This window comes from [Phormidium] sp. LEGE 05292 (assembly GCF_015207735.1).
Lineage (GTDB): Bacteria > Cyanobacteriota > Cyanobacteriia > Cyanobacteriales > Aerosakkonemataceae > Floridanema.
This window is the reverse complement of sequence record NZ_JADEWG010000157.1, coordinates 1-14,083: the sequence shown is the minus strand read 5'-3', so window position 1 is coordinate 14,083 and position 14,083 is coordinate 1. Positions and strand designations below refer to the sequence as shown.

Annotated in this window: 20 protein-coding genes and 1 pseudogene; 11 read left to right on the top strand and 10 right to left on the bottom strand. The window is 40.0% G+C overall.

Annotated elements, in window-relative coordinates:
* The first annotated feature begins 435 nt into the window (after positions 1-435).
* Positions 436-594 carry a hypothetical protein gene (locus IQ264_RS27140; RefSeq protein ID WP_193984797.1) on the top strand — a complete coding sequence of 53 codons (159 nt, stop codon included), beginning with the start codon at positions 436-438 and terminating at the stop codon, positions 592-594.
* A gap of 211 nt (positions 595-805) precedes the next feature.
* Here IQ264_RS27140 and IQ264_RS27135 read toward each other — a convergent pair whose 3' ends face one another.
* The 3 genes from IQ264_RS27135 to IQ264_RS27125 all read right to left on the bottom strand — a co-directional run bounded on the left by IQ264_RS27135 (position 806) and on the right by IQ264_RS27125 (position 1,960).
* Positions 806-1,078 (bottom strand): DUF29 domain-containing protein, encoded by a 273-nt coding sequence (locus IQ264_RS27135; RefSeq protein ID WP_228061854.1) that lies wholly within the window; start codon positions 1,076-1,078, stop codon positions 806-808.
* A gap of 107 nt (positions 1,079-1,185) precedes the next feature.
* Positions 1,186-1,644: a DUF29 domain-containing protein gene (locus IQ264_RS27130; protein WP_193984795.1), complete on the bottom strand. Its 459-nt coding sequence runs from the start codon at positions 1,642-1,644 to the stop codon at positions 1,186-1,188.
* Between the two features lie 133 nt (positions 1,645-1,777).
* Positions 1,778-1,960 carry a hypothetical protein gene (locus tag IQ264_RS27125; protein ID WP_193984793.1) on the bottom strand — a complete coding sequence of 61 codons (183 nt, stop codon included), beginning with the start codon at positions 1,958-1,960 and terminating at the stop codon, positions 1,778-1,780.
* A 231-nt stretch (positions 1,961-2,191) separates the two neighbouring features.
* On the opposite strand from IQ264_RS27125, the gene IQ264_RS27120 reads away from it, so the two are divergent.
* Positions 2,192-3,202 carry a hypothetical protein gene (locus IQ264_RS27120; RefSeq protein WP_193984791.1) on the top strand — a complete coding sequence of 337 codons (1,011 nt, stop codon included), beginning with the start codon at positions 2,192-2,194 and terminating at the stop codon, positions 3,200-3,202.
* Positions 3,203-3,208: 6 nt separating this feature from the next.
* Here IQ264_RS27120 and IQ264_RS27115 read toward each other — a convergent pair whose 3' ends face one another.
* Positions 3,209-4,273: an IS4 family transposase gene (locus tag IQ264_RS27115; RefSeq protein ID WP_193984789.1), complete on the bottom strand. Its 1,065-nt coding sequence runs from the start codon at positions 4,271-4,273 to the stop codon at positions 3,209-3,211.
* Positions 4,274-4,888: 615 nt separating this feature from the next.
* Between IQ264_RS27115 and IQ264_RS27110 the strand changes: the two are divergent.
* Positions 4,889-5,714 (top strand): annotated as a pseudogene (locus IQ264_RS27110) (IS982 family transposase).
* A 551-nt stretch (positions 5,715-6,265) separates the two neighbouring features.
* Here the strand turns inward: IQ264_RS27110 and IQ264_RS33230 are convergent.
* Positions 6,266-6,577, bottom strand: a complete 312-nt coding sequence (locus tag IQ264_RS33230; protein ID WP_228061853.1) for a hypothetical protein — start codon at positions 6,575-6,577, stop codon at positions 6,266-6,268.
* Between the two features lie 154 nt (positions 6,578-6,731).
* Positions 6,732-6,914 carry a hypothetical protein gene (locus tag IQ264_RS27100; RefSeq protein ID WP_193984787.1) on the bottom strand — a complete coding sequence of 61 codons (183 nt, stop codon included), beginning with the start codon at positions 6,912-6,914 and terminating at the stop codon, positions 6,732-6,734.
* Between the two features lie 143 nt (positions 6,915-7,057).
* On the opposite strand from IQ264_RS27100, the gene IQ264_RS27095 reads away from it, so the two are divergent.
* The 6 genes from IQ264_RS27095 (at position 7,058) to IQ264_RS27075 (ending at position 10,828) form a co-directional block, all read left to right on the top strand.
* Positions 7,058-7,255: a ribbon-helix-helix domain-containing protein gene (locus tag IQ264_RS27095; protein WP_193984785.1), complete on the top strand. Its 198-nt coding sequence runs from the start codon at positions 7,058-7,060 to the stop codon at positions 7,253-7,255.
* 567 nt (positions 7,256-7,822) lie between these two features.
* Positions 7,823-8,200, top strand: coding sequence for a hypothetical protein (locus IQ264_RS27090; RefSeq protein WP_193984783.1), 378 nt, complete (start codon positions 7,823-7,825; stop codon positions 8,198-8,200).
* Positions 8,201-8,209: 9 nt separating this feature from the next.
* Positions 8,210-8,476, top strand: a complete 267-nt coding sequence (locus IQ264_RS33225) for a spore photoproduct lyase family protein (protein WP_413470374.1) — start codon at positions 8,210-8,212, stop codon at positions 8,474-8,476.
* Positions 8,477-8,486: 10 nt separating this feature from the next.
* Positions 8,487-8,564 carry a hypothetical protein gene (locus IQ264_RS33945; RefSeq protein ID WP_413470373.1) on the top strand — a complete coding sequence of 26 codons (78 nt, stop codon included), beginning with the start codon at positions 8,487-8,489 and terminating at the stop codon, positions 8,562-8,564.
* Positions 8,565-8,806: 242 nt separating this feature from the next.
* Positions 8,807-9,652: an alpha/beta hydrolase gene (locus IQ264_RS27080; RefSeq protein ID WP_228061851.1), complete on the top strand. Its 846-nt coding sequence runs from the start codon at positions 8,807-8,809 to the stop codon at positions 9,650-9,652.
* Between the two features lie 78 nt (positions 9,653-9,730).
* A complete protein-coding gene (locus IQ264_RS27075) occupies positions 9,731-10,828 on the top strand; it encodes a WGR domain-containing protein (protein ID WP_193984779.1) in 1,098 nt (365 codons plus the stop codon).
* 51 nt (positions 10,829-10,879) lie between these two features.
* Here IQ264_RS27075 and IQ264_RS27070 read toward each other — a convergent pair whose 3' ends face one another.
* From IQ264_RS27070 to IQ264_RS27055, 4 genes are all read right to left on the bottom strand, one after another.
* Positions 10,880-11,293 carry a DUF1348 family protein gene (locus IQ264_RS27070; RefSeq protein ID WP_193984777.1) on the bottom strand — a complete coding sequence of 138 codons (414 nt, stop codon included), beginning with the start codon at positions 11,291-11,293 and terminating at the stop codon, positions 10,880-10,882.
* Between the two features lie 38 nt (positions 11,294-11,331).
* Positions 11,332-11,931 (bottom strand): pyridoxamine 5'-phosphate oxidase family protein, encoded by a 600-nt coding sequence (locus IQ264_RS27065; protein WP_193984775.1) that lies wholly within the window; start codon positions 11,929-11,931, stop codon positions 11,332-11,334.
* Positions 11,932-12,052: 121 nt separating this feature from the next.
* Complete coding sequence (locus tag IQ264_RS27060) at positions 12,053-12,268, bottom strand: NAD(P)-binding domain-containing protein (RefSeq protein WP_228061850.1); 216 nt, start codon at positions 12,266-12,268, stop codon at positions 12,053-12,055.
* A gap of 55 nt (positions 12,269-12,323) precedes the next feature.
* Positions 12,324-12,923 carry a glutathione S-transferase family protein gene (locus IQ264_RS27055; RefSeq protein WP_193984771.1) on the bottom strand — a complete coding sequence of 200 codons (600 nt, stop codon included), beginning with the start codon at positions 12,921-12,923 and terminating at the stop codon, positions 12,324-12,326.
* Positions 12,924-13,101: 178 nt separating this feature from the next.
* Between IQ264_RS27055 and IQ264_RS27050 the strand changes: the two genes are divergently transcribed.
* Together IQ264_RS27050 and IQ264_RS27045 are read left to right on the top strand one after the other, a co-directional pair.
* Positions 13,102-13,644: a TetR/AcrR family transcriptional regulator gene (locus IQ264_RS27050; RefSeq protein ID WP_193984769.1), complete on the top strand. Its 543-nt coding sequence runs from the start codon at positions 13,102-13,104 to the stop codon at positions 13,642-13,644.
* 6 nt (positions 13,645-13,650) lie between these two features.
* On the top strand, positions 13,651-13,860 hold the full coding sequence (locus tag IQ264_RS27045; protein ID WP_193984767.1) for an ACT domain-containing protein: 210 nt from the start codon (positions 13,651-13,653) through the stop codon (positions 13,858-13,860).
* The last annotated feature ends 223 nt before the right edge of the window (positions 13,861-14,083 follow it).

The window sequence follows — 14,083 nt, the reverse complement described above, 5'->3', positions numbered from 1 at the left end:
TTAACAACTCTAATTTTAAAATGAAGAATCCTTCTTTTTCATAAGCAGTGAAAACTGTAACGTTTGGTAAGTTTAATAAGGTATCTAGATGAAAATCCATCGTCCTTTTCGGGTAAAATGTAGTGCTAACTACATTTTACCCCATGATGCCGGAAGACCCAGATTTTCTTTAGCATGATGCGTTACATTACCTCGCCATAGTTGTTTTTTCCCCCTCTTTTCCCCAAGGGAATTTTGGGGGAAAATCAGGGGAGAATAAGCATAAATATCTATTTTCTACTGTGCTAGTTTTCCCCACTTTTTCCCCTACAAATTCTTGGTTCTCTGTGGAGCAAGCAGTGGCGGAATGTACATCTCTACATTTGTAGAATAATCAGTCGCCACCACCGCTTGTTGGGGGTATCCCCCAAACCCCCGCACCTATAACGCAAGTTTTTGTTGGTAAGAACTGTTAATGCGGCGTTAGCTACTCGTTCCCTGACTGCACGGCTTTTTACTTCCTCGAAGGTTAGTCAGTGTGAGGAGATCGAAAGGGAAACCAACTTAGATCGAGTAATTGCTCAAGTGTGTAAGGACATTCTAGAGGAAAATTAACAGTATTTCCGGTTTTTACAGCAGTTCCCTCTGTTATGAGGTACATTCAGCAATTACCAAAGTTATTCCTTACAGCCATTACCACCATATTAGGTGTACCTCATAACAGCGCAAATCGCTGTAATTTCACATAGCCAAGCGCACGCTTGTAAATAGAGTCTAAGTTTTCTTCTAAATAGTTTCGCAGAGTTGTTGTCAGAGTTTGGTCTAGTCAATTGCGAAAGCTATAAATCTCACTTGGACAATGATTTATGTTGCGCTCTCTTTCACTTGTCCAGTACTCAAGCAATAATAAATGTCTGATAATTAGATTTAAGAGACTGACTACAGAATTTTTTTTTTCACTCCCCAAGTCTTCTAACTCCTCAATTAAGTTTTCTAAATCTAAAGCATTAAACTGACGATTTTTTAGTAATTCTATAGTGGCTGATAACCATTCATAATCATCAGTTTCGTAGAGGGTTTTTAAATCGATAACGCTCATCTGTTGAAAGTTTTTTACACTGGGTAATTTTGTTTAACTTTCTCTCGTAAAGCATTGGCGAGCAATCAGGAGTGCTAATTAACTGGCAACTCTTTCCCTAACAGCTATTAGTTTTGTGTAGGAAACCAATCAAAATCAAGTAGATTTTTTAGGGTGTAATCGCCTGGTCGCTCTTCTGGAAATTTTACAGTATTACCTGTTTTGTCCTTCATAGAGCCTAATGCACGTTGGTAAACCAAATCTAGATTTTCTTCTAAATAGTTTCGTAAAGTAGTAGTAAGTTCTCTGTTTAAATCATCGCGCCAATTATAAATTTCTGACCGCCAGTGATTAGTATTATATTCTCTTTCGCTTGACCAACATTGAAGCAACAATAAATGGGCGACAATGTTTCTTAAAAGGCTAAAAACTTCCCGTTTTTCTCTTCTACCCAACTCTTCTAATTCCTCAATTAAATTTTCTAAATCAAGTGAATCAAACTGCCGTTTTTTTAGTAATTCTATAGTAGATTCTAACCACTTCCCCCCGTCGGCTTCGTAGAGAGTTTTTAAATCTATAACGCTCATAAGTTTGACACTATTTAACATGATTAGGTTTGTCAATTACCCATTACCAAAAACTTTTACAGTGGGTAAATTTTGATTATCCTGCTGCTTTCACTTTCTCTCGGAAAGCATTTGTGAGCGAGCAATCGCTCTCTTAACTAGCAACTCGTTCTTTAACAGCTTTTGTAATTACCTCTTTCAAAAATTCTTGCCTATCTGGAAACGTGCGTAAAATTTCCTCTATCTCTTCAGGCAACCTAACACCAGTGACCCTACGTGATAGTTTTACAGATTTATTTGGTATTTCAACAAAGCGACCTTTACTGTCTCTAGGCATTCTGTCCATATCCTTATCTATAACCTCTCCTACCTATCTTATAGCAGCTTAGTCGGTTGTTAACAATGGTTTAATATAAGAAATTCTAATCATTGAATGCTAGATTCGGTTGTTAACAATGGGTAGAATGTATTTAAGGTTGAAACAGACCGATAAAAAGCTAGGGCGATCGACTGCCTGGAAAACACCGATCGCCCTACACCCCCGAAAAATTATTTAGGAGTAATCACGATGCTAACAGTATTCGCTACCGAACTAAACTCAACCCAGTCCGAACTAGAAGCCTTACTTGCAAAAGTCGAAGCACTGCGGGGTCATGCTAAAACCTTAAAAGCTAATCAGGCTAAGGTTTCCAAGTTTATCGACCACTGCAAAACCTTGTTAACTGAACTGCCCGAATTAGCGATCGCAGAACTTAAAAAAGAGATCCTTTCTTTATTCCCTACTGAGTGCAAACCAGAAACACAGATCACTGCCCTAGAATCCACACCAGCAAAGGTTTTAGAGGCGCAAACCTACACCGCAGTTAGTCAACCCACCGAAATTTTTTCCAACTTTGTGACCGAAATTCACCAAACAGAAGAAGCACAACCCTGGAACCCTGCCGACTTTGAGCCAATGGAATATCAGGCAGAAGAAGACGGGCAACTAAATCTGTTACAACCCACCACAACAGAACCACCGGAACCAGACGACTATCCTGATTTGGCATCCTTTGAAGCAGCATGGACTGAGTGGAAGATGCAGCAGGAAGGCGAGGCAGAAGAAGAATTAGCCCTAGTTTCTGCAAAAGATTTCTTTAATGTGATCGATTTGTCTGGCGTAAATTGGGAAGAACTTAAGGCAGCACTTAAACCAGTGCGTCAACCAAAAACATTCGTGATTGTGAAAGGTGAATCCGTACCAGTAGAAGAAGAAGCGATCGAAGATGACCAATGGCCTGATGTGGAACCCGTTACCCCAGTAGTTGAACAACCAACAGTTGAACCTGCACCCAAAACTACTGACAACGACTACGCGCAAACTGAATATCTAAACGATACTGTCTGCTACATCAAAAAATATGATGGCGAAGTTTTAGCAGCATACATCGGCACCGCCACCAAGAAATTAGCTTCAGAGTGGGCAGACTTATTAGTTTTATGGGGCTGTAATGCTACCGCGAGAAAAGCTGAAAGAATTGGTAGAGGTATTCGGTGGGAAGTGAAAATGGGTCTTCCGGCATCATGGGGTAAAATGTAGTTAACACTACATTTTACCCCATGATGCCGGAAGACCCAAAGCGATTAGCCAATTTTGCCCATAAAGACCAATCCAAAAATTGCTATGTCTTCTTCTAGTCCTACCTGTTTCTGTCAGACGACAAACATATTTTTCTTGTCCTTGTAGCTTAGTTTTTTTACCCGGCAACCAGGCGGAAGTCATTGCTAAAGCAATTAATAAAATTAAGTTAATTAATCTCTCAGGTGATGCTTGAGAGTCTTCAAGGTTATAACCACCTGTTTTACAATCTTTAAACATGGCTTCGATGCCATAACGTTGACTATAAACACGAATCGCGCTTTTTAAATCCGGGAGATTAGTCAATAAATACCAAGGTTCTGATTCTTGTTTACTTTTATATCTTCTTTTCCAAGAAACAGCTAAATTAAACCGATTGAAACCCTTCTTTTGCGTCAAACTAATATGCTCGTAGAATAAATGAATACCTGGTTGAATTGGGATAGTACTTAAAGGTTGAAACTTCTGTCTATAGGAGCGAAAAGTTGTGGTGCATTTTTGCCGAAGTACGAAGCCCAAATCCTGACGATGTAACCATTGCGCTAGTTCTATACTCGGAAACTCTCTATCCCCAATAATCACTAATTTATACTTGCTTAATAATCGGATAACTGGACGTAATACTTGTTTTTGTTCAGTGAAGTTACAGGCTCCTTTTTTATCTAACAACATCCAAAATAGGGGAAAAGCTCTTTTTTGATGAATCGCACTCACCATCAAAACATTATTTTCCTTCCATTGGGTTCTATCCAAGGCGATAATTAGTTGACTTCCTGGCTTAATTTGCCGGGATATCACTTCTTTAATAATCGGAAACCACAGCGCCAATACGCTTAATTTGCTTAGTGCTAAAAACCGTTGAATATGACGACGACGGCTATTTTCTAGAATCGGTAATGGCAAGGTTGCTGCCAGTCTTTCGATTCTTACTTGCTTTTGAGATTGCAACAACCATACCAACATCTTCAACGTGATTAACTGTGCTGGCTTCAGATATCTTTCCAGGTATTTCTGATAAAATGATGCCATCATTTTGAATGGGTCTTGTGAAATTAACTAGACCTTTCCTGATTTATCACAATTTGGGACTTTTTTCTCTACGAAGAGTCTGTTGTCAATAAGCCAGGAATTTTTTCACCGGGTTTACGCCAGGAAACCCTTTACCTGTCTTGGTTTGGGGGCGCTTGTCGCCCCCTGAACATGTCTTCTCTTTATGAAAGTTGGTTGAGTTTATATGAAGAGTCTCAACCAGAATCCACGCCGCCCAGTACATCAAAATAAGAGCATTTTGTTCGCGTAATGTTATCGCGAACATATTCCCATTAAATTTTAGCGTTGGCTTTTTTGCACTTCATCCCGAAAGTTCAAGATGCCGCCAACTGTAAGGGCGACAGTTGGTAGCCCGAAAAAAGTTTAATTAATTTAACTTCATCTCCCCTCAATTAACGACATAAAACTTGCGTCAAACTAATTGAGGCTATAACGCTGATTTGCATCAGCCTAGACATAAGGTTACTTTCCCGCGTCGTGCGATCGCTTCCCTGAGATGAGGCAGCACTAACTCTCATATTTGAATTTTTTGAGCATTTTTCGTATCAGGGTCGGCTATAGAATAAAATCCCCTTAAATGAGAAATTGTGAGGGGAAATGATTAACGAAATTATTGCTATTTATGCTATCACTGATGACCTACAAGGAAGCGATTAATCACCAAGATGATAGAAGGCGACTAATGAGTGATGCGGAAGTTTTAACTACTGCATTGGTGGCCGCTTTATTTTTTCATGGTAATCAAGCTCATGCCAGACTTTATCTGTGGAAAAGTGGTTTAATTCCTCAAATGTTAGATAAGTCGAGGTTTTGCCGGAAATTACACGCTTTATCGGAATTAATGTACGACCTATTCCATCAAATTGGTATGCTTCTCAAAGCAACGAATTCTGATGTAGAATATCTCCTAGACTCCTTTCCTGTAGCAGTTTGTGATAATATTCGTATTTCTAAATCTCGCTTACTCCGTTCCGAAGATTATCGCGGTTATATTGCTTCTAAAAAGCGATATTTTTATAGAATTAGGGTGCAATTGCTTAGTACATCTGATGGAATTCCCGTAGAATTTGTCTTTTTACCCGGAGCGGCTAATGATGTGCGTGGGTTAAATGCTCTGCTCCTGAATCTCCCACCATTAAGTGAAGTTTATGCTGATTCAGCCTACACTGATTATCAAGCAGAAGATGCTCTCCTATTGATTGATTAAATTGATTTAAAAGCATTAAGAAAGAAGAATTCGCATCGGGCAGACCCCCCTTGGATAAACTTTTACAAACAAGCTACTCGGCATCGAATTGAGACTGTTTTTAGTGAGATTACTCGTCTTTTTCCTAAATCTATCCATGCCGTTACTTTTTCAGGGTTTTTAATAAAAATAACCTGTTTTATCTTGGCTATAACTTTTAAAAAAGCCTTTATATAAACCCTGGCACACTTACAAATCCTACCCTTTTCTATTCTACCTAATAAGCTGGTGGGAGCTTTCCCTGATAAGCAACTTAGGTAGGCTTAGTTGCTGCGCTTCTTTTTGTCTTTTTCTCGAAATGCGATCGCACTTTGGGTAACTAGCAACTTGAGTTAATACATTTATTACCAATTGAATTAAACCATTCTTTAGACAAAATCCTATTATTTATTATTTCAATGCTAGCATAAGAAAGGGAATATCTAATGCCTGCAACCATCTAATTACGGGAGTATTAAAAAAACCTCTATCTAAGTAGAGTTTCTTTACATTTATTTGAAGAGAATCAAGTTCTGCTAATAAATAAGTAATGATAGCGACACTGGTATCTAGTTGGCGAACTCCTCTAATAGCAAGAGTTACACGCTTATTTTTGGTAATTACATATAAAGTTGCATAGGCGTAAAATGAATGAGTACCGGATGTTGCTTGACTTCGATATATGTACTCTAATTCCTCTGATGTTGGCTTACCATAATAACAAATTAAATTTAAATCAATCGCTATTTTTAAACAACTTTTTTTAATCCTAAAGGAATTCGGCTTTTCAATGCCAGATTAACTTGTGCCTCTAATTCTTCAAAATTATTGATTTTATTGAGATGATATCTAATATCATTGGCTGTAGGAACATTGTTTAATAATTTAGCAATGTTCTCAATACTATCTCTATTGCTGGCAGCATAGGTCAGAATCTCAAACAAAGTCTGTTGGTCACATACTCCTTGAGTTTCAATAGAAAAATTTTCTATTAAGCACTTAATAACCTCTTCAAGGGTTTCTGAATCGGTTATTGCCATTTCTTCTGATGGAGTCGTCAAATTTTTAAGCCAATATGCTACAGACCACTCTCATCATTTCATTTTTTGAAACCTTTCACAGCACTATAAGCATTAATTATATATTTAGTAATATATAGTACTTTAAAGTACGTAAGCTTGATTAGCGATCGCTCTTTGGGAAAAAGTTTTTGGTTTACTGATAAGTTAATTCCTCGCTGGATTTTAGGGGCATAAAGTTGTGTTCATAGAAGTGGGCGATACGCGCTACGCACAGGCTACGCCAACGCACCGATCGCACCACTGAGTTTAGGGCTGCTTGGTTGGAGTCGATGTTCCACAAGCTGCGGATACCTGCGGTTTCAAAACCCAGCGTCATTAAGCCACCTTCGCCTCATAGATCGCCTGCTGACAGGTTTCTCATGACCTGAGTGGTAGTATATCACTATTCGCAGCGAATAGATGCTAAATGCAGTGATTAGCAGAGATAAATCGCCGCAAGTCAGTTGGAGAGTATGATTGATGCTGGAAGTACAAAAAGAGAGATTAGACGATTTGATGGCTAAACCAAGGATTACGATTACGGTATCCCAGGAGGTTTACGAAATTCTTGTTGATTGGGCGCTCAAGGAAGAACGACCTCTAGCTAATTTGGTTGCCTACATTGTCAGCAAGACAGCTAAGGAATATCAGGAACAACAGCCAAAACAGAACAAATGAACTTAGCTGCCATCAATCCCTTATTGTCTGTGCGATCGCTGTCCCAGAATTCCCACCAATTAACCGATTAACCCAAACATAAGTACAGTTGATGGCAAAGCAAAACTATCGGAATAGCTATTTAAAATGATGAATTTCCCTGCTTTCAAACGTAAAGTTATTTATCATCTTGCAGCAGAGGTAAAAGGAAATGGTAAGTTAATAAGTGAAGCTAAAAGGCTTCATCAGATAGAGATTACAGCTAAAGTCCACTATGGAATTAAGGAGGAAAAAAGCTGTTTCATCTAAAGTCGATTCGGTTAACTAACAATAGCACTCAACAACTAGAAAACTGATATTTCCTGAACTGAAACAGGGGAGTCAGGCAACAGAATTTTAATTCTTCAGTGTCTCTCCAAGTAGGATTAATTAACAGAGGAAATTACTCGGTATGTCCAGTTTGGGTGCTGTTGTTGCTGGGAAGATTAAGTGTTTTGCAAATCTACTGAAGGCGATCGCACTTCTCCAATCTCTGCGCTCGGTTGATAACACTTTAAAATAGAGAAATTAACAGAGTATCAACAAAATATGAAGTCTTTATTAAAACTGTTGAGATTACCAATCGCAGTATCTATTTGTCTGTCGGGCATTCCTTGCCGACTAGTGTTGGCCGACTCAACAGCAGATTTAATCTTGAATTTGCATTGCCAAGGTGGATACAATGTCCAAGTGTGGAAAAATGGGAGCACTGGAGGGCTAATGTATCGCTCTCAAAGTTCAAGTGGGAACATGAAAATTGAGCGGGGCACAAAACAGGCAACTGAAGTTGTTACGGTGTATAAGTTCCGTAATGGCACTTACCAGTATTGGGTATGGGATGGAACTTTAGATTCTCCCAATCGAGGTACCTTGGAGGCTTATAGAAACGATCGCATTTTGATGAAACGGCAATGTCAAAAAATCTAAGGATTAAACATAGTAATTAGTTTACCATCCGAGTGCATTCGCTACTTTGGCACTCGTGAAGATGGTTATCTGCGCTGGGTGTCTAAATTTGATGCAGTTGAGCCATTATTAGAGTTAGCCCACAACGGACATACCCGCTGTCGAGTTAGTGTAAACGCTGCTCCCATTTCTACTCGGATGGAGGGAGGAACCGCCTCAGTTGCCGCCCGTTTAGGAGGATTAAGCAGGACGAGTCATCAAACGGAACAAGTTTGGTGGCATCAAGTATGTCTATGATAAAAACACCATGAATACTCTACGTCGCTTTTTTGAGCAAGTGATCGCTCGCCGCTTCCCACAAGCACAAATTCTCTACTGGAGGTAAGCAAAGCATTGAGCTTCGGATACTCCCAATCCGGTGGCTGATGCCACATGAGCAGCTGCATTATCTGCTACGAAATTTGCGACCCGAAGTTTGAATAATTTACCAGAAAAATCATTTAGGCAATTGAGTAGGGTTGGTAACGGGAGGCATGAATGCAGTCATTGAGGTTTTTTAGATTGGGAAGAAAAACAAGAAAGCTTGTTTTCCAAATTGTACTGGTTGTTTTCTTATCTGTTAATGTTTTGTCTTACCTTAGTGCTTATGCTCTAACACACTTTAGTACTCCTGGTCATTGGAGATTAGGACTTCCTAAACCTACTAATTCTAAATTCCCTAGTGATGTAGGACTCGAATATGTCACGCGACGTATCCCCATTAATCAGAATGAGTGGCTAGAAATCTGGTTAATTCCGGCTCAAAGTTCCCTATCCCGTGGCACTGTTCTGCTATTCCCCGGTCATGCAAGTAGTAAAGCTAAACAACTTTTAGCCCCGACCGAGGTATTTCATCGTTTGGGTTATGACACCTTGCTGATTGATTTTCGAGGTGTAGGAGGCTCTAGCGGCAATACCTCAACGCTAGGGATACGGGAAGCAAAAGATGTGGTTTTAGCACTAAGTTATGCCCAAGGCGCAAATTTTCAGCGTCCATTGGTTCTCTATGGTATATCAATGGGAAGTGCGGCGATCCTAACAGCAGTAGCTCAGGAAAAAGTTAATCCTGATGCGGTAATTCTGGAACTTCCCTTTGCACAACTATTAGATGCAGTGAGAAATCGATTGAAAGCGCTCGGAGTTCCTAGATTTCCAATGGCAGAGATGATTGTCTTCTGGGGCAGTATTCAGCATAGATTCAATGGTTTTACGCATAATCCAGTAACTTATGCCAAGCAAGTTCAATGTCCTGCTTTGTTATTGCATGGCAGACTTGATAAGTGGACTACTTTAGCGGAGATCGATCGAATCTTTCAAAATTTGCGCGGTTCCAAGCAACTAACTATTTTCCCCAACACAGGTCATAGCTTGCTGGTTACAGTTGATAAAGAACACTGGCAACGAAATGTGGCTCGATTTCTCAACAGACTTTAGATGAAGTGGTTGGTGTATGGATCTTTCGATGCCAAAAAGCCGACGATAATTATCATCAATAAAAGCTGTAAGTACTCTATGTCTAACAATTCCTCACCTCCATTCACAACAGAGCCAGAAAATAATCTAAAGGAGAAACTGATCCGTTCAATCTGGCTGCACAAGGATAAATACTGTTATTTATTTGAATCAAATGGTTCTTATCGATTGTTAAGCACCGAGCGTCGAGGTCAGTACACTATCTTACCCGATGGTCGATCGGTTTTACTGGCTTGGATAACCGATTCCTTCACGGAAACGCTGCTTGTACAGGAGGATGGCAGTTTGTTCATGAGTGGGGGCGCATTTGTTAAAATTGGGACACGCTCGGAAGCGTCCCTCTGTGCTAATCCTTCCATAGAGCCTAATACAGTTTACTTAGAACTTTCCGACGACCATTCCCACAAATTCTATGAAGTCACGGTTAACGCCTTTGATGTCATAATTCGCTATGGACGCATTGGTACTATAGGACAAACCAATCGCAGCACCTACAGCAATCTCCAAAAAGCTCAGGCAGAAGCTCACAAGAAAATCAATGAGAAGCTAAAAAAAGGTTATGTGAGAGTGCGTCCGTCTAGCTCATCTCTCTCGGCATCAATCACAGAAGAACGTTCCCAACCAATTTTAAGAGTCTCCCGTGAGGGAATAGCTCACCAGACAACTCCAGTCATGCCAACTACCCTTCAAGCTAACCAAGAGGTGTGGTGGCAGGCTATACAACTAGGTTTTGGTGTCACGGTGAAGATTGTTGCTATCTCCCAAAGTCCTTCCTTCTCCTTGAACTTGATGGCAGGACAAGACTTCGCCTATCACTTTAATCCTCGCTTATCTGAAGGACAAATTGTACAAAACACCCATATTGGACATTGGGGTGTGGAAGAGAGACTTTCCTTACCACAAGAGATGGGATTAGGTCATGATTTTACATTAACAATCACGGTTCAAGAAACCGAACTTGTTGTTGATTTGAATGGCATCTTTTTGTGTAAATATCGGCATCGCATCCCACCTGAGAAAATTGATGGTTTGCGATTAATCTGTGTTCAAGGAAGTCTGCAAATTTTGTCCCTTCAAATATCTGAGCTAAAGGTTAACAATACTTGTCCTCAGATTGAAAATGAGAGCGATAGCTAGAGTGCATTGCAGTCGATGGTGGTTTTCTAGCCTTGGGATTTTAACCGTTTTCTAACGAAACTTACGTTCTGACTCTAAAATTGGCACATCGTTAATACTGGCTTCTCGTCGTTGCATCAAACCATTAGAAGCAAACTCCCACTGTTCGTTACCATAAGCACGAAACCATTGACCAGAATCGTTATGATACTCATACTCAAATTTCACAGAAATCCGATTATCGGTAAAACTCCAAAGTTCCTTCTTCAGTCGATAATCTAATTCCGTATTCCACTTGCGAGTTAAAAATTCTCGAATCTTATCTCGTCCGCTAAAAAACTCCGAGCGATTTCGCCAAACTGAATCTTCAGTATAAGCTAAAGAAACACGCTCTGGGTCACGACTATTCCAAGCATCTTCCGCAGCTTGTACCTTAGCTTTAGCAGTTTCTAAAGTAAATGGTGGTAAAGGAGGTTTAGTTTCCACAGTTAATATCTCCAGTCAATAAGTACAGAGAAAAATTGTTAATTAAAATTAGCTAATTGTTGTTCCAATTGGGTAATTCTTGCTTGTAAAGGAGCCATCATTGCTGCTACTTCAGTCTCAGAATAACGAATCGGAATATGTTGGGGACAATTTTCGCTAATTGCTTCAACATGAAAAATAATTGCCCGTTCAATTTCGGCTGGATAATCAGGAACTCTTAACTGTTCAATTAAAACCGAATCACTTTCAATATATTCGGCTCTCCCCCAAATTTTTATTCGTTGACGATGACGGTAATTCATCAAAAACATAAAGGCTTTATCATTACCAGATAAATTGCCAATTGTAATATATTGCACGTTTCCCGAAAAGTCAGCAAAGCCCAAAGTTTTTTCATCCAAAACTTTCAAGAAACCAGGTGCGCCACCACGAAACTGAATATAAGGATAGCCGTTAGAACTAACAGTTCCCAAATAAAAGCCATCAATTTGACTAATAAATTCGGCAATCTTTGGGGTAATTACATCATTAGCAGGCCCATTGGCGATATACTTCTCATAAGTTTGTCTTGAACCTCGTTCTGACTGCGCTGCTAACACTTCAGAAGTGAAAGCAATTTCTCCAAATTTGCGTGGCATAATGTCCTCCTCAATTATCAGTTTTGTATTGTGCTGTTGAAGCGATCGCTAATTTGATTAACCAGCAGTATTACCAGCAATTAATGGTGCTAACTTATCGTGTTGTCCGAATGCCCAAGTTTCACCCAAAAACAATCACATCAGCATTAGCAGCATCTTCATAATTGCCTGCTGTTAAATTCGGTATTCCCAATCCTTGCACAATCTTAGTCGCTCGGTCAATATTGCGCGAACCCAAAATTACTTGTTGTCCTACTTCAGCCAACATCTTTGCTAAACGAATGCCCATTCTACCAGTGCCTAAAATTCCGAGCTTTGACATGATAAATTCCCTCAATATTTGACAACTTTTTCTGAATTAATTACTGTTAGCTGCAACCGTTATAATGGTTCTATATTCCTGCCATTGGGATGTAGCCTGGGAGTTGTTTGATGCGCTCGATCCAAGCCAAAACATTTGGATAAGGTGCGAGATCAATCTTGCCATCGGGTGCTAACGCAATGTATGGGAAAACCGCAATATCAGCAATAGTCGGGCGCTCGAATTCTAGCCAAGTTCTGGTACTCAAATGTTTGTCAAGTTGGGTTAAAATAAGTTCGGTTTTTTGGTGAGCGCGATCGATGTTGATACTAGTCGCACCAAACAAATGATATAGTCGAGCATTTTCCGGTCCCTGACGAACTTCGCCAGCAGTTGTAGATAACCAGCGAACAACTTGTGCTAACGATAAAGCATCCAAAGGCAACCATTGTTCGCCGCCATACTGTCTTGCTAAATACACCAAAATTGCTTGAGCATCTGCTAATTTAGTATTACTATCAACTAACAAAGGAACTTGTCCAAAAGGGTTAAGTGCTAGATATTCCGGTGACTTATGTTCTCCTTTCATCAAGTCAACTTTTACCCATTCGTATTCCAGATTTAGCAATTCCAAAAACAGTCTAACTTTGTAACTGTTCCCCGACATTTCATGACCATAAAGTTTAATCATTGCGATTTCTCCTGAGCAAAAGTTCAAAAGTTAAGGGTTTACTTTGAGCCAGCTTGATAACTTGTATCAAGTTGGTAGCTGTTTGAATGTCTTCTTTTTTTGTACCGTTCATTCGGTACAGTCATACTGTACCGAACGTTCTATATAATGTCAATAGTCGATCTCTAATTTTTGAGCCATGCCAAAAGAAACCTATATTCCTTGCTTGTTGGGGTTGTTTCGCCAGTACGGTTACGATGGTGCAACGCTGTCCAAGATTTCCGAAGCGACAGGACTGGGTAAAGCTAGTCTCTACCATCACTTTCCCGGTGGGAAGGATGAGATGGTCGAGACAGTTTTGGATTATCTGGAAAAATGGTTAGGAGAGAATATTTTGCCTGCGTTGGAGAGTGAAGGGGATGTGGTGACAAAGTTGGGGCAAATGTGCTTACGCTTGAACGAACTCTATCAGGGTGGCGAACAACCTTGCGTGTTTGCGATTTTGTTGTCTGGTTCGGCTAGGGATGTGTTTCACGCTAAAGTAAAGGCACTGTTTCGGGGTTGGATTGATGCGATGGCAAATGTATTAATCGAGTCGGGTATGGATGCCCAACTTGCCAAACAGCGGGGGGAAGATGCCGCAATAGCAATTCAAGGTTCGCTGATTTTATCGCAAGCATTGGACGATACAACCCTGTTTCAGCGGACGAGCGAGCAATTACCAACAATAATTTGTCGATAGCGAGAAATGACTGGAGAAACAGAACTGTTTTGGGAAGCAGAAGGGACAACATTAATTATTAGCAAACAGGAAGCCGATCGGCTTTCCATTCCTTATTCCTTTGTGGCTGCATGGATTACATTAACTGTTCATTCTTCACTCGAAGCAGTTGGTTTGACAGCTGCTATTTCAGCAGAGTTAACCAAGGCTGGTATCTGTAGCGAACTGCAAACATAAACGCTTCAAACCGCAAACAAGTCAATTTTCAAACCACATTAACTGCAAATAAGAGGGGTATATAAACCACATTAACTGCAAATGAAACCACATTATGGCTCTCCCGTACCTGTGGGGATAAGTAAATCTTATTTAAATAAACAAGCTAACAGCTTTTCTCGCAAAGATTCAAAGCTTTTAAAGCCATAGCTTTGTCGAATAATGAGCTTAATTCTATTATTAA